Source organism: Microbacterium sp. LRZ72 (assembly GCF_033792225.1).
Classification (GTDB): Bacteria; Actinomycetota; Actinomycetes; order Actinomycetales; family Microbacteriaceae; genus Microbacterium.
On record NZ_JANGEX010000006.1, the window covers coordinates 20,711 to 42,436 of the forward strand.

The window sequence follows — 21,726 nt, forward strand, 5'->3', positions numbered from 1 at the left end:
GATCGCGCGAGGCCAGGATGAGATGTTTTGTCCCCCAAAAGGGGGACATACACGTGTGCCCGCGATCGCTACAGTTGAACCAGCACCTCCCACAGAGGCGCCGTACCACCGTCCCCAGCGGTGGGCGCACCGGATCCCCAAGCGGTGTCGCGTTCGGCGCGGGAGGATGCCAGGGCCCCCTCGAGTCGCTCAGTCCCCACTGAGCCGCCCGAGGGGGCCAATTCTTTTCTCGCAACCGGCGTAGCGTGGACGGGTGAGCCGAGAAACCGATCTGAGTGACCTGGCCGTCGACATCGCTCGCGAGGCGGGTGACCTCGCGCGGCGACGACGCGACGAGGGGGTCTCGATCGCCGCGACCAAGTCCACGCTGGCCGATATCGTCACCGAGGCCGACCGAGAGGTCGAGCGTCTCATTCGAGACCGCCTCGAGGTCGAACGCCCGGGCGACGGCTTTCTGGGGGAGGAGTCGGGTGCGGCCGCCGGCAGCACGGGCCTCACATGGGTCGTCGACCCGATCGATGGCACGGTCAACTACGCGTACGGCATCCCCGGGTATGCGATCTCGATCGGCGTCGTCGAGGGGGCGCCCGAGCCGGCGGCGTGGACGGCGCTCGCCGGCGTGGTGCACAACCCGGCGACCGGCGAGACCTTCCGTGCGGTGAAAGACGGGGGAGCCCACCTCGGGGGCCGGCGGCTCGCGGTCAACGCAGAACCGGCGGATGCGGGAGCGCTCATCGCCACGGGATTCTCTTACGATCCGGACGAACGCGCCGCGCAGCTTGCCGTTCTCGCACGTGTGCTGCCGATGGCGCGCGACATCCGCCGCATGGGTGCTGCCTCGCTCGACCTGGCAGCCGTGGCCGCGGGCCGCGTCGATGCCTACTACGAGCGGGGACTGTGGCCCTGGGACATGGCGGCGGGAGGGCTGCTCGTGGAGGAGGCCGGCGGACGCTTCGCCGGGGCCGGTGGCGCGGCCCTCGGGCGGGGGCTCGTGATCGCCGCGGCGCCCCGGCTGTTCGACGCGCTCGACGCCGTGCTCACCTCGTGACACATCCGCGCGCATACATGGCATTCTCAGGACGCTCGGGCTAGTGTTTACCTATTCGTTATCTCCGGCCCATCGGTGATAACGGGCAGCCCCCCGTACGTCTGCGCCGCACGTCCCGCGCGCCCGACGAGAGTTTCGCCACTTGCCCGACGACTCTTCGGTGAACACCGGCCTGACCCGCCGTGCCCGCCGCACCCTCGCCGATACGCCCCCTGTCACGCCGGCGACCCCTTCCGGGATCACGCGTGCGCAGCGGCGGCAGATCGAGACGGCGACGCAGCCCGCGCCGGTCGAGGCGGCTCCCACGCGTCGGCAGCTGCGTTCGTCGCGGGCGCGGATCGCGTCGGATGCCGCTGTGGCGTCATCCGCGGTGTCCGAAGAGCCCCTGCGTGCCGCACCGGAGGCGTCGCCACGTGTCGAATCCCCACGTGTCGAATCCCCACGTGTCGAATCGCCACGTGCGGATGACCCGTTCCGCGTCGCGGTCCCTGTTGCCCCTGATGCGCCGCTCGAATCGGATGCCGACGCGCAGGCCCTCTCAGACGACGCGTTCGAGGCCGCCATCCGTGCCTTCAGCTTCACGGGAGAGAACCCCATCGTGGCGGCGCCGGTCGTGCGCTCGGCTTCGACGGGCCGCGTCGAGCAGCCGGTTCGCCGCCGTATCCCGGTCAAGCGGCTCGCGGCGGCGACATTCTCGATCGGCGTCATGGGTGCGGTCGGCCTGCTGACCGTGGCCACCGGCGCGCCTGCTGAAGCCGTTGCAGCGGCGACCAAGACCGACGCCACCACCAGCATCCAGACGTCGACCGACGAGGCCACCGATGCCGCGGCCGGCGAGATCCAGGCCTACGTCGCTCCGGCCGATGCCAACGCCGAACTGCACCGCGACGAGACGTACTCGACGGCGACGCTGTCGGACATCGCATCCGCCAGTGGTGTGACCAACCAGACCAACTTCTTCGTGAACGACCCGTCTTCGCCCATCCAGTGGCCGTTCTCGGTCGGGGTGCCGATCACCGACGGCTTCGGACCGCGCTGGGGGTCGTTCCACCACGGACTGGACTTCACGCCCGGCGCCGGCGCCGAGATCCAGTCGGTCGCCGAGGGCACCGTGCGCACCGCCACCGAGGCGGGCGGCGTCTACGGCGTGCACGTCATCGTCGACCACGAGATCGACGGCGAGGTCTTCTCCACGCATTACGCGCACATGGAGTACGGCTCGCTCCAGGTCGCCCAGGGCGACAAGGTCGAAGCCGGCACCGTGCTCGGGCACACCGGTGACACCGGCCTGTCGTACGGAGCGCACCTGCACTTCGAGGTGTTCGTCAACGAGGTGCGCGTGGACCCGCTGGTCTGGCTGCGCGAGAACGCGGGCGGATGATCGGTTCGGTTTCGGCCGGGCGGATGCCGGTGATATCCTCGTAGGGTTGCCCGGACGCCGGGTCAACGCCCCGATAGCTCAGTGGTAGAGCACTTCCATGGTAAGGAAGGGGTCGTCAGTTCAATCCTGACTCGGGGCTCGCAGCATCCTTCTCGACCGGGATGCGGTATGGCAGGGTAGCTCAGTTGGTGAGAGCGCACGACTCATAATCGTGAGGTCGCGGGTTCAAGCCCCGCTCCTGCTACAGATTTAGACCCCCGGTCTAGGGCATCCGCCGCCGTGCGCGTGTTCAGGCGGTCAGGAGTTGTCGTAGTTCGCGCGGGAGCTACGCAGCGGGATCGAACCACCGCAGACCTTCGAACCGGGCGAAGCCGCGGTCGCGGGTCGCCAGGTGTGCGCCGTTGCTGAGGCACAGAGCCGCGATATGCGCGTCGGGTACGAGATTTGCGCGCACGCCGGAGTCCGCACGCGTGAGGGCGTCGAATCGCCGCCACGGCTCAGGGCCATGGTGAAGCCAGACCGCACCCGCCCCGGCCGCAACCGCTTGCGTGAAGTCGAGGGCAGCGGCAGCGGGCGTCGGCTCGGCGAAGATCCGCGGGTGGGTCACGACGCGCACGAATCCGGAAAGGACCGTGTCGGCGAGGCCGATCTGCCCCGTACGGAGCGCAGTGTCGAGCCAGGCGAAGTACGTCTGGTGCTGAGCGACGTCGGTGCGGAACGCGTGGATGAGGACGTTGACGTCGGGGACGATCAGCGTCATGCGGTCCTATCCAGAGCACTCCACACGTCCTCTTTGTTGTCGAGGTCGACCAGCAGTCCGCCCCTGCGAGGCGAGTACGTCGGGAGAGGATCAACGGCCTCCGGGGCAGGATTGCGTGCAAGGTGCTCGCGTACGGCCTCTTCGAGCAAGCTGGTGAAGCTGCGGCCTTCGGCCGCCGCGCGTTCTTTCGCCGCACTCGCGAGGGCGTCGGAGAGGTTGAGTGTGGTGCGCATGCAGATCAACATACTCGCCGAAGCAGACATCTGCTATCGGTGTCTGCACCGCGATCAGGGCTGTCATGCTCGGCAATGCTGCGCTCTGAGTCCTACCCGTGATCGGGGTCTTCGCCCGCATCCGACTCGATCAGATAGCCGCACTCCCAGCACTCATCCGCACCTTCGCCGGGCTGCGTCGTCACGCCGCACGCGGGGCAGATGGGCTGCGCGTCGTGGTCGAACGGGTCCATACCCGCCAGGCTACGCGGCGCCGGGTTGCTCGTCGCGCTGCCGGGGGCGCCGTCGACGACGAAGCCCTCTCCCCACCGCAGCGGGGAGAGGGCTTCGTGGCGTCGTCGGCGCAGGACTCAGGACGCGATGCGACCGTGGATGCGGAGATCTGTCATCTCGACCGTGGCGGTGCTCACCGGGGAGTAGGGGTAGATGCGGATGGCGATCTCCTCTCCCTCGAGGGCGAGTCCGGTGATGTCGACGTCGGTCGTCTCGGGTCGCTGGGTGGGGAGGGTTTGGGTGCCGAGGGTGGTGGCGACGCCATCGACGACGGCCACGATCCGCACCCCGCGGTTCTCCGCGTCTCCGCCGCGGGCGGCGTCGAGGTGGATGGAGTCCACGGTGACGGTGTGGCCGGCGGCATCCGGGGTGAGGACGGTCTCGACGTAGGCGGCGTTGGTGCTCGCCGTGGTGCTGGTCGGGTTGGTCTGCAGCACGGTGCGTCCATACGCAGGGGAGAAGTCGTCGTAGCGAGGGCCCGATCGGAACCCGACTCCGGTGATCGGCGTCGCGTTCATGCCCTCAGCGACAGCCGAGGGCTGCGCGCTGGTCAGCGGAAAGCTCGCCAGCTGCTGCAGTTCACCCTGCTCCGGGCTCGACGTCTCGCTCGGAGCCGACTCGGTCGGAGAAGGCGCCGGTGCGGGCGTTGCCGGTTCCGAGGGGGCCTCGACCGCCGTCTCACGGTCCCCGGCGCCCGCGTACAGGTCGCGGATCGCCTGCACGGCAGGCTTCTCCCGTGTCACGGTGCCGTTCGAGTCGTTCGCGAAGATGCCGAAGTAGGCCTCGAACGGATCGGAGGACTTGCGGGCGGGAACGTCCTCATCTGCGTAGAGGAACGTGTGCGTGATCCAGGGGTACTCGTCGCGCAGGAACTCGAGCACACCCGTGATTCGCGTCGCCTGGCCCGCTTCGGACTGAGCGGACAGCCCGGCATTCGCGGACCCGTCGCCCTTCGCGCCCGGAACCGTGGTCGTGCCGAACTCGCTCAGCCACACCATCGCCGGCCAGTGCCCGTGCTCCTTCATCAGCGACTCGAGAAAGTCGTACTTCGACGAGGCGCCCTGCGGGTCGTAGTTGTGAAAGCTCACTCCGTCGGATGCCGACGCGTAGCCCGCGTCGTAGACGTCTTCGAGCCAGGACTTCCAGTTGGAGGCGTAGACGTTCTCGCTTGCACCGATGATCTTGTAGTCCGGGTCGACGGACTTGAGCTTCGCGTACGCGTTCTTGGCGGCGCCCGCGTAGGCGGCGCCCGAGACGCGGCCGTTGCTCTCGTTCGGGTGCTCGAAGACGACGTCGTCGGCGGTGAGGCCGTACTCGGTCTTGACGTACTGGGCGAGGTCGCGCACGAAGTCGCCGTAGCGCGCCTGCTCCGTGGCGTTCAACGACACCCGCTTGTCGTACACGGCGCCGCGGAACGATGCGCGCAGGAGCACCTTCATCCCCGCCTCGCGGATGGGACCGAGGTACTTGTCGACGTTCTCTCGCCAGTTGCCGTCGCTGTTGAACCCGACGCGGGCCCACTCCGTGCTGGGCGACATGTCGGCGAGGGTGTTGTAGTGCGCCTGCGAGACGGGGCCCGAGAGGGCCTCGCCGTTCAGCGAGAACCCGAGTGCCGGCAGGGGGCTTGTCGATGCAGCCGCGGCGGTGCTCGCGGCGGCGGGGGTCACGAGTGCGCCGACGAGCAAGGCCGCCGTAGCGGATGCCGCGAGCGCATTCTTCATGGAACGGGTCAGGAAAAGGGGGGATTTCATGAGGAGGGGGGAAGTCTTTCGTCAGAATCCTGGGGGAGGGACCCATAGACCGTAAGACGTCGAAAGTCCGTGTTTCCTGAGTGTCAAGGGGCTTGACACAAGAAGCTAGCAGTGATCGTCGGCTATGCCGAGGGTGATCTGCGCCCGTCGAGGGTGAACGACGGCTATGCCGCGGGTGACAATCCGGCGGCCGGCAGAACGATGCGGTCGATGATGCCGATCATGAAATCCCGGTCGACCGGCTGACGGAGCATGAGCACACGATGGGCGATCATCGCGGGGCTGATCGTGCACAGCATCTCGACGTCGCAGTCCGCCGAAATCTCGCCGCGCTCCATGGCGCGCCGGAACACGATGCGGTTGGCGGCGGCGCGCGGTTCGATCAGGGCCTCGCGTGCGGCGACGGCGAGCTCTGGATCGCGGGCGATCATCGACACGATGCCCACCATCACCTTGAGCTTGCGTTCGCTCTCCTGGATCGTCGGCGACGTCACCATCGCGACGAGGTCGCCGCGGAGCGTTCCCGTGTCTGGCGGGGAGGAGAGGTCGATGTCCTTCGACTTCATGCACGCGACCGCGTCGAGCACAAGTTCCGGCTTGGATGACCAGCGCCGGTAGAGAGTCGCCTTTCCGGCCTTCGCACGTGCGGCGACCATGTCGATGGTCATGCCGTCGTAGCCGGTCTCGGCGAGCACGTCGAGCGCAGCATCGAGGATCTCGGGATCACGCGTGTGGTCGCGCCGACGCCCGAGCGGGGGCTTCGTGTCGGCGGGGTCGGCCTGCGTCATCGCACCGTTCCTTCTGTTCGTCGTCAGACTACCGCGGGGGTGAATTACTGAACCCGCAAGATCCGGAACTAGATATTACCGTATAGGGTGGCGGGCATGCCTTCTACCGCTCCTACCCCGACCAATCGCGGGCACTGGCTGACCCTCGTCGTGGTCGGCCTCGCCCAGTTGATGGTCGTGCTCGACGCAACCGTGGTGAACGTCGCCCTGCCGTCCGCGCAGGCCGACCTGGGCTTCTCGGATGGGCAGCGCCAGTGGATCATCACGGCATACTCGCTGGCGTTCGGCAGCCTGCTGCTGCTCGGCGGACGGCTGTCGGACCTGATGGGCCGCAAGCGCACGTTCATCATCGGCCTGATCGGGTTCGCGCTCGCATCGGCGCTGGGCGGCGCGGCGGGCACCTTCGAACTGCTGGTGGCGGCGCGCGCTCTGCAGGGCGTCTTCGGTGCCCTTCTCGCCCCCACGGCCCTCGCCGTGCTGACCACGACGTTCACCGTGCCGAAGGAGCGGGCGCGTGCGTTCGGCGTCTTCGGTGCGATCGCCGGCGCGGGGGGCGCCGTCGGCCTGCTGCTGGGCGGCATCCTGACCGAGGCGCTGGACTGGCGCTGGGTTCTCTACATCAACGTCTTCATCGCCGGCTTCGCCCTCGTGGGCGCCCTCCGCTACATCCCGCGGATCGCCCGCAGCGGACCCCGCCCCCGTCTGGACGTGCCGGGTACGGTGCTCGTCTCGGGTGGACTCTTCGGCCTGGTGTACGGGTTCTCGCACGCCGAATCCGACGGGTGGGGCTCGCCCCTGACATGGGGGATGCTGGCCGCGGCCGTCGTGCTGCTCGTCGCCTTCGTGCTGTGGCAGCGCCGCGGGGCGCATCCGCTCCTGCCGCTGTCGATCGTGCTCGATCGCAACCGAGGCGCCGCTTACCTGTCGGTCATGGTCGCCGGCGCCGGCATGTTCGGGGTCTTTCTGTTCGTCACCTACTACCTGCAGACGACGTTGGAGTACTCGCCGATCCAGACCGGCTTGTCGTTCCTGCCGATGATCGGGATGCTGGTGCTCGCCGCGCAGCTCGGCACGAACATCTTCGTGCCCCGGTTCGGTCCCAAGGTGCTCGTGCCGATCGGCATGACCCTCGGGGTGATCGGGATGATCTGGCTCACATTCCTCGGTTCCAGCAGCACCTATGCGGCCAGCATCCTGCCGCCCCTGATGGTCATGGGCTTCGCGATGGGCACGATCATGCCGGCGTCGATGCAGACCGCCACGCTCGGCGTCGACCGTCGCTTTGCGGGCGTCGCCTCGGCGACCGTCAACACGAGCCAGCAGGTGGGTGGCTCGATCGGCACCGCGCTGCTGAACACGCTCGCGGCCACGGCCGCCGCCGACTACCTGGCCGGGCACCCCGCCGCGACCCCGGATGTCGCGGTGGATGCCGCCCTGGCCAGCTACGCGACCGCCTACTGGTGGGGCGCCGGGTTCTTCGCGGTGGGCGCGGTCATCTCGGCGCTGCTGTTCCGTCGCCGGGGGAATGGGCTGTCGCTCTCTCACGCCCCCGCCGACGAGGAACGCACCGGCGCGGGCGTCGGCTGAGGAGCCCGGCGGGGCCTCTTTCAGCCGGCGACGAGCTGAGGCAACTCCACGACCGAGTCAGCGCCCACGCGGTGCCATGTGCGGTTGCGGTACACCAGCCCGTCGGTCGACGCCGTCTCGGCGAGGCGGGCTTGGATGCCGGTGCACACGAACACGGTCGACCCCCCGGCGTCGATGCGATGCAGGACCTGTGCGCGAAGCCACGTATGCGCGTCGTCGAAGACGGGCTCGCCCGTCGAGAGCCTGCTCCAGCGACCGGTGTCGGCGAACCGATCGACGCCGCTCGTCGCGCCGAGCACGGCGAGATCGACGTTGTGCGAGGCGAGAAGGTGGATGACGACGGTCTCGGCCCGGCGCAGCACCTCCGCGCTCGAGCTCTGCACCGAGACCGAGAACATCACCAGTGGCGGGTCGGCGCTCACGGCCGACACCGAAGAGGCCGTCAGCGCGATCGGGGTGCCGCTCGGATCGGCCGTGATCAGCGCGACTCCGGCGGGGTGCAGGCGGAAGGCGGCTTTGAACTCGTCGGGCGTGATCATGCGATCGCCGCCAGGTAGCGCACGGACGACTGTCGCCAGTTGAGGGTCACGTGATGCGAGACCATCTCGACGTCGCGCTTGGCGCGTGAGACCGGGTGGTCCGCGCTGCCCGCTCTCGCACCGACGAGCGAGAAGATCTGACCGACCGCGCGAAGCGCGGTGCGGGTGACGAGCGCGTTGTCGCGCGCCTCGCGGGCCGTATCCGCTTCGGTCGCGGCGATACGGGCCCGGGCGCGCTGCGATGCCTCGTGGCTGCGCCGTTCGACCAGGTGGGCGGCCATGGCGATGTCGCCCTGCGCCTGGGCGAACTCGGTCGCCACGTAGTCCTGGTCGGCGAGCCGCACGGCGCCGCCGAGCGCATTCGCCACCCGCGTCGAGGACCCGACGGTCTCGGCGAAATGCTCTGCGGCGCCCCACGCCGCCCCGACGGCGCAGGAGGCGAAGGGAAAGCGGCCGTGCGACGGCCAGGTCGCATACATCGTGTCGAACGTCGGATGCAGCGAGCGACGCTCCTGCAGCTTCTGGACGGTGTCCTTTGTGGCCTGCACGCGATGATCCGGCACGAAGACGTCGTGAACCGCCATCGAGCGGCTCCCGGTTCCGCGCATGCCGGTGGGGAACCAGTCGTCCACCGTCTCGGCATCCTCGTGCGGAACGATGAACATGTGGCCCTCGCCTTCGTCGCCCACGGGCGCGTTGAAGATCAGCCACTCCGAGAAGTCCGAGCCGCTGCAGAAGCCCCACTGTCCCGTGAGCCGGTATCCGCCGGGCACCCGCTTCGCGACCGCCTTCGGGTTCAGATTGGTGTTCCCCGCGAGCGTGGCGTACGTGTTGCGGCCCCAGATCTCGTCCTGCACCTGCTCGGGGTACGCCAGGATCGCCATGTTGTCCGAGCTGAGGATCGAGAAGACCCAGGCGGTCGACGCGCATCCGCGGGCAAGTGCCATCGCGATGCGAGCGTGCTCGTGCTCGCTCAACTCGAGGCCGCCGTACTTCTTCGGCTTGAGCACGTGGAAGAGGCCGGCGTCGCCGAGCTGTCGATACGTCTCGAGGGGGATGCGGCGCTCGCGGTCCACCTCTGCGGCCCGCTCCCGGAGCGCGGGGATCAGTGCCTCGGCCGAGGCGACGACGTCGTCCGCCGTCAGCGTGGGCGAGGGCGCCGGGCGAGCATCCGTGAGGGGCGCGGCATCCATTGTCGGAAGATTCATGTCAGTTCACCTCTCCCGCGGCTTCTTCGCCGCGGATCGATTGGTCAGCACCTGACTTCATCCTCTGGTCAGCCCTATGTGCGGTCAAACAGAACAATCTGCGGATTATCCGCAGCAAAACCGCACAACTAGCCGCCGGAAGCGGGATACTGCTGCCGGATCAACTCCGCCAGGGCTCGCGCCCGCGGCGAGAGCTCCGCATCGTGAGCCCAGGCGAAGACCACCGAGACGGCGGGAGGGGTCGGAGTGATCTCTTTCTCGATGATCGGGAGCCCCTCGTAGCTGAGCTTGTTCGCGGGTCGCTGCACGAGCACCGCGTAGGCGCGGTCCGACCGTGCGACGATCGACCGTGTCAGTTCGAAGGCGTGCGTGCGGTGGCGGATGTAGGGGGTGAGGCCGCGGGCTTCGAACATGCTCATGGCGTAGCGGGTGCTCGGCGTCTGGTCGTAGAGCACGAGGGGCAGTTCCACCGCCTCTTCGAGGGTCACGGTCTCGCGTTCGGCCAGGGGATTGCCCTCGCCGAAGAGGGCATAGCCGTGGGCCTGGTAGAGATCGAAATGCTCGATCCCCTCGGACCCGCCCATGTCGTACATGATCGCGACGTCGATCGCGCCGGAGAGCAGCGCGGCCGAGAGCTCATCCTGCGCCCCGACGACGAAGTCCAGCGAGACGCCCGGATGCCGCGCCTCGAACTCGTCGAGAAGCCGGGGCAGCAGTGCGGGGGCGAGAGTGACGAAGCATCCGACGACGAGCGGTCCGACGAGGCCGGCGTCGTTGCCGCGCACCGAGTAGTTCAGTTCGGCGACGTCGTCGATCAGCCGGCGCGCCTTGGCGAGCACGAGTCGGCCCGTCGGGGTGAGCGAGACGCCCTGGGCGCGCCGCCGCACGCACAGCTCGGCGCCCAGTGCGCGTTCCAGTTCCGTGATGGATGCCGAGAGCGCCGAGGGGGAGAAGCGCAGTCGCGCCGCCGCGCCGCTGATGGTTCCCTCCTCGGCGGCGGCGACGAAGTGGGTGAGCTGGCGGAACGTCAGCTCACCCCGGGCGATGCTCTGGTTCAGCGAAGGATCCATCTCGGTCATGCCGGCGACTCTAACGCGCCTGAACCGTGTTTCTTCGTCGATTTGTTCTGTTTGACCGTTGAGACGCCACCGTCTCAGGATGAGGACACAGTCCATTCGGCCCGGCTTCGAGTGTGGGAGCCGGGAGGACGACGCATCAGCCGCCGCGCATCAATGCAGACGCCCGGCGGGCGTCGTCGCGAGCTCAGGAGGCAATGTCGCCATGAAGACTTCTCGATCCGGCCGTCGGCTCCTCGCCGTCGTGGCAAGCGCAGGGGTGGTCACACTCGCTCTCGCTTCGTGCGCGAGGGGCGGTGAGACGTCGGCAGAGGCCGGCGCGTCGTCGCCGGGCATCACCGACACCAGCATCACGTTCGGAACGACCTCGCCGCTGACCGGCGACGCGGCCGGCGTCGGCAACTGCGCCGTCGACGGCGCCGTGGCGTACTTCGAGACGCGCAACGCCGAGGGCGGCATCACCTTCGGCGACGGCAAGACGCGCACCGTCGAGTTCGAGGCGTACAACGATGCGTACGATCCACAACGCGCGCTGGCCAACTTCGGGCAGATGGTCAACGACGACGTCTTCGGTGCGGCGCTGAGTCTCGGAACGCCCACCAACCGGGCCTGGCGCGAGGCGGCGATCGAGGAGGAGTTCCCGCAGGTGCTGCTCCAGACCGGTGATCCCCTGTTCAGCGACGCCGGGGAGAGCCCCTGGCAGCTCGGCCTCCTTCCGGTGTATCCGCAGGAGGGTGAGGCGTTCGGCGAGATGCTGGCGCAATCGGGTGAGGACCACCGCGTGGCGATCCTCTTCCAGAACGACGACTTCGGCCAGGGCTACGTCGACGGCTTCCTGGGGGCGGTCGAGGGCGCCGACAACGTCGAGGTCGTCAAGGAGCTGAGCTACGAGCCGACGGCCGACGACGTCTCGGCGCAGATCACCGAACTCGCCGCGACCGACGCGGACATCTTCTTCAACGCCATGTCCTCCCTCGCACCGCTCGTGATCGGCTCGCTCCGACAGGCCGACTCGGTCGGGTGGCACCCGAGCTGGTTCCTCCCCTCGACGTCGTCGAGCCCGGGCGCTCTGCTGACGCCCTCGGAGGTCGCGGACACGTTCCCCGCGATCTACACCACGGCGTCGTCGATGGCTGCGGGATCGCCGAGCTTCATGCAGAGCGAGGACGGGCAGGTCTTCCTCGACGCGCTCGAGGAGCACACGGACCAGCAGGGAGCGCCGAGCTTTCCGCAGTGCCTCTGGAGCTGGATCGGAGCGTCGATCCTGGAGGAGGCGTTCACCAAGATGGAGGAGCCCACGCGCGAGAGCTTCATGACGGCGCTGCGCTCGGTGCAGGACTTCGAGGCGCCGTTCCTCCTCGAGGGCGGTGTCATCGACACCACGATCGAGGACCGCCCGGCCATGAGCGAGGTCGTCGTGCAGGAGTTCGACGGAACGGGCTTCACGCCGGTGCCCGCCTCGTAGCCACCCGCGGACCGGGCCCGGCGGAACTTGCCTCCCGCCGGGCCCTTGCGTGTGCCTCGCTCAGGTGCAGCAGGACCCGCCGAGGTCGGTCGAGCACACCCCCGTCGCCGGCAGCGAGAGCGAGACGGCGGATGCCGCATCCACATCCCCCGCCAGCCACGCCGTCACCGACCGCACCTGCTCGTAGCCCGTCGCCAGCAGGAAAGTGGGGGCGCGTCCGTAGCTCTTCATGCCCACGATGAAGAAGCCCTCGTCGGGATGCCGCAGCTCGCGGTAGCCGTGGGGTTCGACTGTGCCGCAGGAGTGTAGACTCGGGTCGATCAGGGGTGCGAGCCGGCGGGGGGCCTCGACGATGTCATCGAGGTCGAGGCGCACCTCGCGCAGCATGCCGAGAGACGGGCGGAAGCCGGTGGCGGCCACCACGATGTCGGCGTCGACGCTGTGCGGTCGTTCCCGCCTGCGTCCGACCAGGCGCACGCCGTCGCCGTGGGGCTCCGCCCGTGCGATCGCGAAGCCGTCGACGACGGTGAGCGAGCCCTCCGCGACGAGCTGCTCCACGCGCCCACCCAGCTGCGCGCGGGCGATGAGCTCGTCGTCGGGGGAGGACCCGACCTGGGGGGCGCGCGTGCCGCGGAGCAACCAGGTGATCGTGGTGCCCGCCACGTCACGGGCGAGCTCGGCAAGGCCGATCAGCGTGTTCGCCGCGGAGTGGCCGGCGCCGACCACCACGGTGTGCCGGCCCGCGAACCGAGCGCGCTCCGCGCCGTGCACGTCGGGGAGCGCATGCGTGATGCGGTCTCGCACGTGCTCCACGCCGAGGGCCTCCAGCCCGCCGGCGCCGAGCGGGTTGGGGGAGTCGTAGGTTCCGGAGGCGTCGATGACCGCACGCGACGACGTCTCGCACACCACGCCGTCGGCGGAGCGCAGGCGCAGGGAGAACGGCGCGGCAGCGCGCCCCACCGAGCGCGTGCGGTCCATGCCTTCACGGGTGACGGCCTCGACCGACACGCCCGTGCGGATGCTGCCCGCGAGAGCGCGCGAACGTGCCAGGGGAGCGAGGTAGAGCTCGACGAGTGCGCGCCCGTCGGGGATGTCGCCCTCGGGTGGCATCCGCCAGCCCTCGCGTTCGAGCAGCCGACGCGCGGCGGGGTCGACGAGATGCCGCCACGGCGAGAACAGGCGGATATGTCCCCAGGCGCGCACGCTCGCGGCGGCATCCGACCCCTTCTCATAGACGACGACGTCCTCGCCGCGCTCGATGAGGTTCGCGGCGGCGGCGAGCCCCACGGGGCCCGCGCCGATCACCGCGACGGGCAGGCCGGTCAGCCGGTCGCGCGTCTCGGTGCGGGGGGTCAGATCGAGCAGGGTCACGGCATCCTCCGTCGGGGTGGTCGGTTCTCGGCCCCGTTCACCCTGCGCCATCCATCGACGGTTGTCAATATCGACTAGGGTCGATGCATGCCCACGATGAACCTGCCACTCGTGGCGGACGCGACCTGCTGCGCCCGACTCGTGAAAGAGCCGCTGGATGCCGCGGCGGCCGACGACCTCGCCCACACCCTCAAAGCGCTCGCCGATCCCGTGCGCCTGCGGCTGCTCTCCATCGTCGCGTCGGCGGAGGGGGCAGAGGCATGCGTCTGCGACCTGCTCGAACCGGTGGGACTGAGTCAGCCGACCGTCTCGCACCATCTGAAGGTGCTCACCGAAGCGGGATTCCTGACCCGCACCAAGCGTGGCACGTGGGCGTTCTATGCCCTGGTCCCGGGTGCGCTCGAAGAGGTGGCGCAGTGGCTGACCGCGCCGTGATGCTGCGGGCGCTGGGCGGGGAGTTCCTCGGCAGCGCCCTGCTGTGCGCCGTCGTGATCGGCTCGGGCATCGCCGGCGCCTCGCTGTCGCCCGACGACGTCGGCCTGCAGCTGTTCGAGAACGCGTTCGCGACCGCGCTGGGCCTGGGCGTGCTCATCGTCGTGCTGGCGCCTGTCTCGGGAGCGCATTTCAATCCCGTCGTCACGCTCGTCGACGCCGCCCTGCACGGGGCGCGACCGATCGCCGTGGCGACATACCTGCCGGTGCAGATCGCGGGATGCATCGCCGGCGCGCTGCTGGCGAACGCCATGTTCGGGCTGCCGACGGAATGGGGCACCAACGATCGGGTGAGCGGCCCGCATCTGCTCGCCGAGGTCGTCGCGACAGCCGGACTCGTGCTCGTGATCTTCGCGCTCGTCCGCAGCGGTCGCTCCCACCTCGCCGCCCCCGCGGTGGGCGCCTACATCGGCGCCGCCTACTTCTTCACCTCGTCGACGAGCTTCGCGAACCCCGCCATCACCGTGGGTCGGGCCTTCAGCGACACCTTCGCGGGCATTGCGCCGGTGGCGGTGCTCCCGTTCATCGGCGCGCAGCTGATCGGCGGCGTGCTCGGATGGCTGGTCGTGCGGCTGCTCTACCCGCATCCCATGCCGGCAGTGGAGTGAGTGGCGGGACTCATCGCCTCGTGAACGCCCTTCTGCAGGGCCCCGGGCGCACAAGAAGATCCCTTCGTGTCGTCGTCTTCCCCAGTCGTCGACACGAAGGGATCTGTCCTGTTTCCCCCCGAAACTTTTTACCGTCCCTTGCGCGTGGCAAAGGAACACGGTGGTCAGTCCCCACTTCACACCGTTGAGATCGGGTCCTCTTAGAAACTAGCCGACGGTCCGGAGTCGTGTCCACCGTTTGGGGGACATCTGTGGAGAAATTCCTTCCACGGCATCCGATCGCCCCGGCGGGGTGACCCGAGTCGATCGTGCTCGCGCCCTAGAGTTCCGACCATGACCGAGGAGCGCTGGCAGCAGCTGACGAACTGGCCGCTGATCGTCGCCGCGCTCCTGTTCATCGTCGCCTACTCGTGGCAGGTCATCGCCGAGCTGCACGGCACGCCGCGCCTCGTCACCGAGAGCGTCATCCTCGTGACGTGGCTCATCTTCCTCGTCGACTACCTCGTGCGGCTCGCGCTCGCGCCCCACAAGGCGAAGTGGTTCGTGCGCCATCTGTTCGACCTCGTGATCGTCGTGGTGCCGGCGCTGCGTCCCCTGCGTCTGCTGCGGGTGTTCACGCTCGTGCACGTGCTGCAGCGCACCGCGGGAGCGGCCCTGCGCAGCCGGATCATGATCTACGGCGCGTCGGCGGCGTTCATGCTCATCTACCTCGCCGCGTTGACGGTGCTCGAGGCCGAGCGACTCTCACCCGACGCCAACATCACGAGCTTCGGCGACGCCATCTGGTGGGCCTTCGTGACGATCACGACCGTCGGCTACGGCGATTACACCCCCGTCACGGTGCCGGGGCGGTTCGTCGCCGTGGGACTGATGGTGGGCGGTGTGGCCGTCGTCGGCACCGTCACGGCCACCCTGTCGTCGTGGGTGCTCGAGCGCGCGGCGGCCGGGCACGAGGAGGAGCAGCCCGCTACGAAAGCCCAGGTGAACGCCGTGGCGACCCAGCTGCACACGCTCGTGGAGCGGTACGGCGCACCCGCCGCTCGTCCCCGCACGCGTGACGGAGAGGCATCCGACCCTCCGATAGGGTGACATCTTGTGCTCCGAACGGAACACAGGAGGGCGGAGCATGGGCGAGTCAGGCGCAGAGCCGACGGAGAAGGCATGGAACCCGTCGCGTGTCCTGCTCCACGTGGGCATCGGCCTGTTCGCGGGACTGCTCTCCGGCATGTTCGGCGTCGGCGGCGGTGTCGTCATCGTCCCCCTGCTCGTGCTGCTGCTGGCCTATCCGCAGCGTCTCGCCGCCGGCACCTCGCTCGCGGCGATCGTGCCGATCGCGACGGTCGGGGTGGCGTCGTACGGGCTGTCGGGCGACGTCGCGTGGCTGCAGGCCCTCATCCTCGCCGCGGGGGCCGTCGTGGGCGCGCAGATCGGGGCGTGGCTGCTTCCCCGTGTGCCGGTGCGTGCGCTCCAGCTCGGGTTCGCCGTGTTCCTGCTCGCGGTCATCGTGAGCCTCTTCCTCGTCGTGCCGCAGCGCGACGACCCCTTCGAGCTGACCTGGTACGCCGGTCTCGGCCTCGTGGGTCTCGGCCTCGTCACAGGGATCCTCTCGGGCCTGCTCGGCGTCGGCGGCGGCATCATCGTCGTGCCCGCGTTGATGCTCTTCTTCGGCACGAGCGATCTGATCGCCCGCGGCACGAGCCTGATGATGATGATCCCCACGGCGCTCTCGGGCACGATCGGCAATCTCGGTCGGCGCAACGTCAACCTTGTCGGCGCGGCGCTCATCGGCCTGTCGGCGTGCACCACGACCGCCCTCGGCGCGTGGATCGCCAAGAGCGTGGACCCGCTGACCGGCAACGCGATCTTCGCCGTCTTCCTCGTGTTCATCACGGCGCAGCTCGTGATCCGGGCGCTGCGCGGCCGCAAGAAGTGACCGTCCGAGCCCCTCGGTAGGATGGCCGGGTGCCAGTGAACCCCGAACTCGTCGGGCGGGCCTTCCCGCCCACCGATCCGTATCTCGTCGGGCGCGAGAAGATCCGGGAGTTCGCCCGGGCCGTCTTCGCGACCGACCCCCAGCACGAGGACCCCTCCGCGGCGCGTGAGCTCGGATACGACGACGTGGTCGCGCCGCCGACTTTCGCCATGGTGGTGCAGGATCTGACGCTCCAGCAGCTGCTGGCCCAGCCCGACTCCGGCATCGTTCTCGAGCGCACCGTGCACGCCGAGCAGCGTTTCCACTACACGCGCCCGATCGTGGCGGGCGATGAGCTGCGCGCCACGCTCGCCGTCACGGGCGTTCGCGCCGTAGGCGGCAACGCGTTGGTCACGAGCGAGACCGCGATCACGGATGCCGCCGGCGCACACGTCGTGACCGCGACATCCGTTCTGCTGGTCGGAGGGGAGAGCGCATGAGCGCCGAGCTGCCCGCCGTGGGCGACGTCGTCGCCGAGCGCTCCGTGCACCTGACCCGCGAGTCGCTCGTGCGGTACGCGGGCGCGTCGGGCGACTTCAACCCGATCCACTATCGCGACGACGTCGCCGCACGCGTCGGCCTGCCCGGCGTGCTGGCGCACGGCATGCTCACGATGGGCCTGGCCGGCGCGACCATCGTGCCCTGGCTGGGCGACGCGGGCCGCATCACCGACTACGGCGTGCGCTTCACCCGTCCGGTCGTGGTGGATGCGGACGCGGGAGCGGACGTGCACGTCGTCGCCACCGTCGGTCAGGTGGATGCCGAGGCCTGCACCGCACGCATCGACCTGACCGTCACGCACGCCGACACCACCGTGCTGGGCAAAGCCCAGGTGCGGGTGACGCTCGGGTGAGCTGATGCCGGATATCACGCCCGTGCCGCTGTCGCAGCTGACGACGCTGCGCACCGGCGGTGCGCCCGAACGCATGGTCGAGGTGCGCACGCGCGACGAGGCGATCGAGGAACTGCGCGACGCCTGGGCCGAGCACGAGCCCTGCCTCGTCGTGGGCGGGGGCTCGAACCTGTTCGTCGGCGACGACGACCTCGAGGGCACGGTGATCCTCATGCGCACCCGGGGCATCGAGCGGATGCCGTCTCCGCACGAGGGACGCGTGCGCGTGCGCGTCGAGGCAGGCCACGACTGGGACGAGCTCGTGGCGTTCACCGTCGCGGAGGGGCTCGCCGGTATCGAGGCGATGTCGGGCATCCCGGGCACCGTCGGCGCCGCTCCCGTGCAGAACATCGGCGCGTACGGGCAGGAGATCGACCAGACGCTCGTCGAGGTCGAGCTGATCGACGAGCGCGATGGCGAGGTGTCGGTCGTGCCGGCATCCGAACTGGGGCTGGGGTTTCGCACCTCGGTGCTCAAGCAGCACCACGGTTCGGTGGCGCCGCGCTCCGCCGTGATCCTCTCGGTCACGCTCGAGCTGCGCGAGATCGGAGCGGACGCATACCCGGTGCAGGGTGAGCAGCTTCGGCGGGCGCTGGGGCTCGCCGAGGGCGAAGCCGTGACGCTGGCATGGGTGCGCGAGCACGTGCTCACCACGCGGGCGGCCAAGGGCATGGTGCTCGACGATGCCGATCCTGACACGCACAGCGCGGGCTCCTTCTTTCAGAACGCCATCGTGTCGGCCGCTTTCGCCCGCACGCTGCCCCCGGAATGCCCGCGGTGGCCGCTCCATCCCGAGATCGACACGGTCACCGTCATCCCCCTGGCGAGCTACGACGGCGTCGTCGCCGCGCCGAGGGGCGCCGCGCCCGAAGTGAAGGTCTCGGCCGCGTGGCTCATCGAGAACTCCGGGCTGCGCAAGGGATTCAAGCTGCCGAGGTCGCGCGCGGCGCTGTCGACCAAGCACGCGCTGGCACTGACCAACCGCAACGCGGCGACCGCGGCCGAGATCGCCGAGCTGGCCCGGTTCATCCAGGGGCGTGTCGCCGCGGAGTACGGGCTCATCCTGCAGCCCGAGCCGGTGCTGGTCGGCGTGGAGCTGTAGCCCGCACGGAACCGGGCGGAGGCACGCGCGCCGCCGCCCGGGTCAGGCGAAGAGCCGCTGCAGGCGGCGAACGCCCTCCAGCAGCGCGTCGTCGCCCAGGGCGTACGACATCCGCAGGTATCCGCTGGGGCCGAAGGCCTCGCCCGGCACGACGGCGACCTCGGCCTCGTCGAGGATGAGGTCGGCGAGCTCGAGCGAGGTCGTGGGCGTCTTGCCGGCCCACTCGCGTCCGAGAAGGCCGTTCACGTCCGGGTACACATAGAACGCGCCGCCCGGACTCGGCACGGTGATGCCGTCGATCTTCGACAGCTCGTCGATGATCAGGCTGCGCCGGCGGTCGAACGCGAGGCGGAAGCCCTCCGCCTCGGTCTGCGGCCCCGTCAGGGCGGCGAGCGCGGCGCGCTGGGCGATGTTGTTGACGTTGCTCGAGAGGTGCGATTGCAGGTTCTGCGCCAGCTTCACGGCATCCTTCGGCCCCACCATCCAGCCGACCCGCCAGCCGGTCATCGCGTACGTCTTCGCGACCCCGTTGACCAGCAGCGTCTGGCCGGCCAGCTCCGGCACGGCCTCGACGATCGAGATGGCGCGGGCGCCGGCGTAGACGAGGTTCTGGTAGATCTCATCGGTGACCACCCAGATGCCGTGCGCCAGCGCCCACTCGCCGATCGCCCTGGTCTCCTCGGCCGTGTAGACCGCGCCCGTCGGGTTCGAGGGCGAGACGAACACGAGCACGGTCGTGCGGTCGGTGCGCGCGGCCTCGAGCTGATCGACCGTGACCTTGTACTCCTGGTCGGCGCCGGCGAACACCTCGACCGGCACGCCGTCGGCCAGCGCGATCGCCTCGGGGTACGTGGTCCAGTACGGCGCGGGCAGCAGCACCTCGTCGCCCGGGTTCACCACCGTCTGGAACGCCTGGTACACCGCCTGCTTGCCGCCGTTGGTCACGATCACCTGCGTCGGCTCGACCTCGAGCCCGGAATCGCGCAGCGTCTTGGCCGCGATGGCTTCCCGCAGCACGGGCAGGCCGGCGGCCGGGGTGTAGCGGAAATTGGCGGGATCGCGCAGCGCCTCGGCCGCGGCATCCACCACGAAGGCGGGGGTCGCGAAGTCGGGCTCGCCCGCCGCGTACGAGATGACGGGGCGCCCGTCGGCTTGCAGGGCCTTGGCCTTGGCATCGACCTTGAGGGTGGCCGATTCGGCGATCGCGGACAGTTTGCGGGAGAGCGGGGCGCGTTCAGTCACGCCTTCGAGGGTACTCGGCCCCGTGAGAAACCAACGTTCGCGCGAAACCTCCCGCGACGCGTCGGGTCTCGCGCGGACGTTGGTTTCCGTGGGCCGGCATCCTGCTCGGCTGGCCGGGGCGGATGCCGGGACTCCACCGAATGGGGGAGGGCGGCTCGGGCGAATGGGCGCTGTCGTCCGTCGTCGCGACGCGCCACGCTGGAGGCATGGACACGAATGCGGTGCGGGTGCGGAACCTGCACAAGAACTATGGCGACGCCCGGGTGGTGGATGACGTCTCGTTCGACATCGAACGGGGCGAGACGTTCGCCCTGCTTGGCCCGAACGGTGCGGGAAAATCCACGACCGTCGAGATCCTCGAGGGCTACCGTCGCCGCTCCGGCGGCGAGGTGTCGGTGCTCGGGGTCGATCCGGCCCGTGGCGGGCGCGACTGGAAGGCCCGGCTGGGCATCGTGCTGCAGAGCGCCGGTCAGGCGGGCGAGTACACGGTGCGCGAGCAGCTGCGTCAGTTCGCCGGCTACTATCCCGGCGCGCGCGACGTCGACGAGGTGATCGCCGCGGTCGGGCTCGAGGCGCAGGCGTCGACGCGCATCGCCAAGCTCTCGGGCGGACAGCACCGGCGGGTGGATGTCGCACTCGGCATCATCGGAAGCCCCGAGCTGCTCTTCCTCGACGAGCCGACCACGGGCTTCGACCCGCACGCGCGGCGCGAGTTCTGGGGGCTGATCCGGGGGCTCAAGCACGACGGCGTCACGATCCTGCTCACGACGCACTACCTCGACGAGGCGGCGCAGCTGGCCGACCGTGTCGCGGTCATCACCGACGGCGGACTCAAAGCGATCGGTCCCGTCGCCACTTTCGGGGGCGAGGACGCCCGCATTCCGGTCGTGCGCTGGTTCGAGGGTGGCGAGATGCGCGAGGTGCGCGACGCCCGGCCGGCGCAGGTGGTGCGCGAGATCACGGATCGGCTCGGCGCCGAACCGGAGGCGCTGGAGGTGCGCCGCCCGAGCCTCGAAGACATCTACCTCGACCTGGTCGGCGAGGGCACGGCATCCCTGCCCCTCGCCACCGCGCCCGCGGGCGCCGACAGCGAAGGAGCACGGTCATGAACAATGTCGCCACCCTGGGTCTCTGGCGCACCCGATACGAGCTGCGCGGGTACTTCCGCTCGGCCGACACGCTCTTCTTCACGTTCCTCTTTCCGATCGTGATGCTCGCGCTGTTCAGCTCGGTCTTCGGCGCGGACGGCGACTTTCAGCCGGCCCCCGGGGTGCCCGCGCTGCCGGTCGCGCAGGTCTATCTGCCGGGGCTGATGGCGGCCGGTCTGCTGCTGTCGGGCTTTCAGAACCTCGCGATCGACATCGCACTCGAGCGCACCGACGGGTCTCTGAAGCGGCTGGGCGGCACCCCGCTGTCGCCGGTGAGCTACTTTCTCGGCAAGATCGGGCAGGTGCTCGTGACGGGCGTGCTGCAGGCGGCCCTGCTGCTGGGCGTCGCGGTGCTCGTGTTCGGTGTCGAACTGCCCACGGATGCCGGCGCCTGGGGCACCTTCGCGTGGATCTTCGTGCTCGGCATCACCACCTCGGCGCTGCTCGGCATCGCGGTCTCGGCCCTTCCGCGCACCGGCCGGAGCGCGGCCGCGGTCGTCGTGCCCATCGGTCTCGTGCTGCAGTTCATCTCGGGCGTCTACCTGTTCTTCTGGCTGCTGCCCGAGTGGCTGCAGAACATCGCCAACCTGTTCCCGCTGGCCTGGATGGCGAAGGGGATGCGTTCGGTGTTCCTGCCCGAGGAGTACGCGGTGCTCGAGTCGGGCGGCGTCTGGGGTCTCGGGTGGGTCGCGCTCGCGCTCGCGGTCTGGCTGGCCGTGGGTCTCGTGCTCAGCCGCGCCACCTTCCGGTGGATCCGGCGCGACGCGTAGCCTGAGCGCGGGAGGCGGCA

23 protein-coding genes and 2 tRNA genes are annotated in these 21,726 nt (G+C 69.5%); 15 read left to right on the forward strand and 10 right to left on the reverse strand.

Going from position 1 to position 21,726, the window contains the following annotated elements; genetic code table 11:
• The first annotated feature begins 253 nt into the window (after positions 1 to 253).
• The 4 genes from M4I32_RS08200 (at position 254) to M4I32_RS08215 (ending at position 2,673) form a co-directional block, all read left to right on the forward strand.
• A complete protein-coding gene (locus M4I32_RS08200) occupies positions 254 to 1,048 on the forward strand; it encodes an inositol monophosphatase family protein (RefSeq protein ID WP_319033998.1) in 795 nt (264 codons plus the stop codon).
• A gap of 142 nt (positions 1,049 to 1,190) precedes the next feature.
• Positions 1,191 to 2,429, forward strand: a complete 1,239-nt coding sequence (locus tag M4I32_RS08205; RefSeq protein ID WP_319033999.1) for a peptidoglycan DD-metalloendopeptidase family protein — start codon at positions 1,191 to 1,193, stop codon at positions 2,427 to 2,429.
• 67 nt (positions 2,430 to 2,496) lie between these two features.
• Positions 2,497 to 2,568: transfer RNA gene (locus M4I32_RS08210), tRNA-Thr, on the forward strand.
• Between the two features lie 31 nt (positions 2,569 to 2,599).
• Positions 2,600 to 2,673: transfer RNA gene (locus M4I32_RS08215), tRNA-Met, on the forward strand.
• 81 nt (positions 2,674 to 2,754) lie between these two features.
• Here the strand turns inward: M4I32_RS08215 and M4I32_RS08220 are convergent.
• The 5 genes from M4I32_RS08220 to M4I32_RS08240 all read right to left on the reverse strand — a co-directional run bounded on the left by M4I32_RS08220 (position 2,755) and on the right by M4I32_RS08240 (position 6,234).
• Positions 2,755 to 3,189, reverse strand: a complete 435-nt coding sequence (locus M4I32_RS08220; protein ID WP_319034000.1) for a TA system VapC family ribonuclease toxin — start codon at positions 3,187 to 3,189, stop codon at positions 2,755 to 2,757.
• Positions 3,186 to 3,422, reverse strand: a complete 237-nt coding sequence (locus M4I32_RS08225) for a CopG family transcriptional regulator (protein WP_319034001.1) — start codon at positions 3,420 to 3,422, stop codon at positions 3,186 to 3,188. The genes M4I32_RS08220 and M4I32_RS08225 overlap by 4 nt, the downstream gene beginning before the upstream one ends.
• Positions 3,423 to 3,514: 92 nt before the next feature.
• Positions 3,515 to 3,655, reverse strand: a complete 141-nt coding sequence (locus M4I32_RS08230) for a hypothetical protein (protein WP_319034002.1) — start codon at positions 3,653 to 3,655, stop codon at positions 3,515 to 3,517.
• Between the two features lie 117 nt (positions 3,656 to 3,772).
• The gene (locus tag M4I32_RS08235; protein ID WP_319034003.1) at positions 3,773 to 5,446 is read right to left on the reverse strand and encodes a cellulase family glycosylhydrolase; all 1,674 of its coding nucleotides are present in this window, start codon (positions 5,444 to 5,446) and stop codon (positions 3,773 to 3,775) included.
• A gap of 164 nt (positions 5,447 to 5,610) precedes the next feature.
• Positions 5,611 to 6,234, reverse strand: coding sequence for a TetR/AcrR family transcriptional regulator (locus M4I32_RS08240; protein ID WP_319034004.1), 624 nt, complete (start codon positions 6,232 to 6,234; stop codon positions 5,611 to 5,613).
• Positions 6,235 to 6,330: 96 nt separating this feature from the next.
• Between M4I32_RS08240 and M4I32_RS08245 the strand changes: the two genes are divergently transcribed.
• Positions 6,331 to 7,821: an MFS transporter gene (locus M4I32_RS08245; protein WP_319034005.1), complete on the forward strand. Its 1,491-nt coding sequence runs from the start codon at positions 6,331 to 6,333 to the stop codon at positions 7,819 to 7,821.
• 20 nt (positions 7,822 to 7,841) lie between these two features.
• On the opposite strand, the gene M4I32_RS08250 is transcribed toward M4I32_RS08245, so the two are convergent.
• The 3 genes from M4I32_RS08250 to M4I32_RS08260 form a co-directional block, all read right to left on the reverse strand.
• On the reverse strand, positions 7,842 to 8,360 hold the full coding sequence (locus tag M4I32_RS08250) for a flavin reductase family protein (RefSeq protein WP_319034006.1): 519 nt from the start codon (positions 8,358 to 8,360) through the stop codon (positions 7,842 to 7,844).
• Positions 8,357 to 9,568 carry an acyl-CoA dehydrogenase family protein gene (locus M4I32_RS08255; protein WP_319034007.1) on the reverse strand — a complete coding sequence of 404 codons (1,212 nt, stop codon included), beginning with the start codon at positions 9,566 to 9,568 and terminating at the stop codon, positions 8,357 to 8,359. The genes M4I32_RS08250 and M4I32_RS08255 overlap by 4 nt, the downstream gene beginning before the upstream one ends.
• Before the next feature lie 128 nt (positions 9,569 to 9,696).
• Complete coding sequence (locus M4I32_RS08260) at positions 9,697 to 10,647, reverse strand: LysR family transcriptional regulator (RefSeq protein ID WP_319034008.1); 951 nt, start codon at positions 10,645 to 10,647, stop codon at positions 9,697 to 9,699.
• Between the two features lie 202 nt (positions 10,648 to 10,849).
• Here M4I32_RS08260 and M4I32_RS08265 point away from each other — a divergent pair, with 202 nt between their 5' ends.
• On the forward strand, positions 10,850 to 12,109 hold the full coding sequence (locus tag M4I32_RS08265) for an ABC transporter substrate-binding protein (protein ID WP_319034009.1): 1,260 nt from the start codon (positions 10,850 to 10,852) through the stop codon (positions 12,107 to 12,109).
• Between the two features lie 60 nt (positions 12,110 to 12,169).
• Here the strand turns inward: M4I32_RS08265 and M4I32_RS08270 are convergent, their stop codons facing one another.
• Positions 12,170 to 13,480, reverse strand: a complete 1,311-nt coding sequence (locus M4I32_RS08270) for an NAD(P)-binding domain-containing protein (RefSeq protein WP_319034010.1) — start codon at positions 13,478 to 13,480, stop codon at positions 12,170 to 12,172.
• Between the two features lie 87 nt (positions 13,481 to 13,567).
• Here M4I32_RS08270 and M4I32_RS08275 point away from each other — a divergent pair, with 87 nt between their 5' ends.
• From M4I32_RS08275 to M4I32_RS08305, 7 genes are all read left to right on the forward strand, one after another.
• Positions 13,568 to 13,915, forward strand: a complete 348-nt coding sequence (locus M4I32_RS08275) for a metalloregulator ArsR/SmtB family transcription factor (RefSeq protein WP_319034011.1) — start codon at positions 13,568 to 13,570, stop codon at positions 13,913 to 13,915.
• Positions 13,915 to 14,580: an aquaporin gene (locus M4I32_RS08280; RefSeq protein ID WP_319034140.1), complete on the forward strand. Its 666-nt coding sequence runs from the start codon at positions 13,915 to 13,917 to the stop codon at positions 14,578 to 14,580. Before M4I32_RS08275 ends, M4I32_RS08280 begins: the two co-directional genes overlap by 1 nt.
• Positions 14,581 to 14,913: 333 nt before the next feature.
• Entirely contained in the window at positions 14,914 to 15,669 is a 756-nt protein-coding gene (locus tag M4I32_RS08285; protein WP_319034012.1) for an ion transporter, read from the forward strand.
• A gap of 37 nt (positions 15,670 to 15,706) precedes the next feature.
• Positions 15,707 to 16,513, forward strand: a complete 807-nt coding sequence (locus M4I32_RS08290; protein WP_319034013.1) for a sulfite exporter TauE/SafE family protein — start codon at positions 15,707 to 15,709, stop codon at positions 16,511 to 16,513.
• Between the two features lie 29 nt (positions 16,514 to 16,542).
• On the forward strand, positions 16,543 to 16,992 hold the full coding sequence (locus M4I32_RS08295) for a MaoC family dehydratase N-terminal domain-containing protein (RefSeq protein WP_319034014.1): 450 nt from the start codon (positions 16,543 to 16,545) through the stop codon (positions 16,990 to 16,992).
• Complete coding sequence (locus M4I32_RS08300) at positions 16,989 to 17,405, forward strand: MaoC/PaaZ C-terminal domain-containing protein (RefSeq protein WP_319034015.1); 417 nt, start codon at positions 16,989 to 16,991, stop codon at positions 17,403 to 17,405. Before M4I32_RS08295 ends, M4I32_RS08300 begins: the two co-directional genes overlap by 4 nt.
• Positions 17,406 to 17,409: 4 nt before the next feature.
• Entirely contained in the window at positions 17,410 to 18,546 is a 1,137-nt protein-coding gene (locus tag M4I32_RS08305) for a UDP-N-acetylmuramate dehydrogenase (protein ID WP_319034016.1), read from the forward strand.
• Positions 18,547 to 18,588: 42 nt separating this feature from the next.
• On the opposite strand, the gene M4I32_RS08310 is transcribed toward M4I32_RS08305, so the two are convergent.
• Positions 18,589 to 19,788 carry a pyridoxal phosphate-dependent aminotransferase gene (locus tag M4I32_RS08310; protein ID WP_319034017.1) on the reverse strand — a complete coding sequence of 400 codons (1,200 nt, stop codon included), beginning with the start codon at positions 19,786 to 19,788 and terminating at the stop codon, positions 18,589 to 18,591.
• Positions 19,789 to 19,994: 206 nt separating this feature from the next.
• Here M4I32_RS08310 and M4I32_RS08315 point away from each other — a divergent pair, with 206 nt between their 5' ends.
• Both M4I32_RS08315 and M4I32_RS08320 read left to right on the forward strand, forming a co-directional pair.
• Positions 19,995 to 20,897 carry an ABC transporter ATP-binding protein gene (locus tag M4I32_RS08315; RefSeq protein WP_319034018.1) on the forward strand — a complete coding sequence of 301 codons (903 nt, stop codon included), beginning with the start codon at positions 19,995 to 19,997 and terminating at the stop codon, positions 20,895 to 20,897.
• Positions 20,894 to 21,706: an ABC transporter permease gene (locus M4I32_RS08320; protein WP_319034019.1), complete on the forward strand. Its 813-nt coding sequence runs from the start codon at positions 20,894 to 20,896 to the stop codon at positions 21,704 to 21,706. The genes M4I32_RS08315 and M4I32_RS08320 overlap by 4 nt, the downstream gene beginning before the upstream one ends.
• The last annotated feature ends 20 nt before the right edge of the window (positions 21,707 to 21,726 follow it).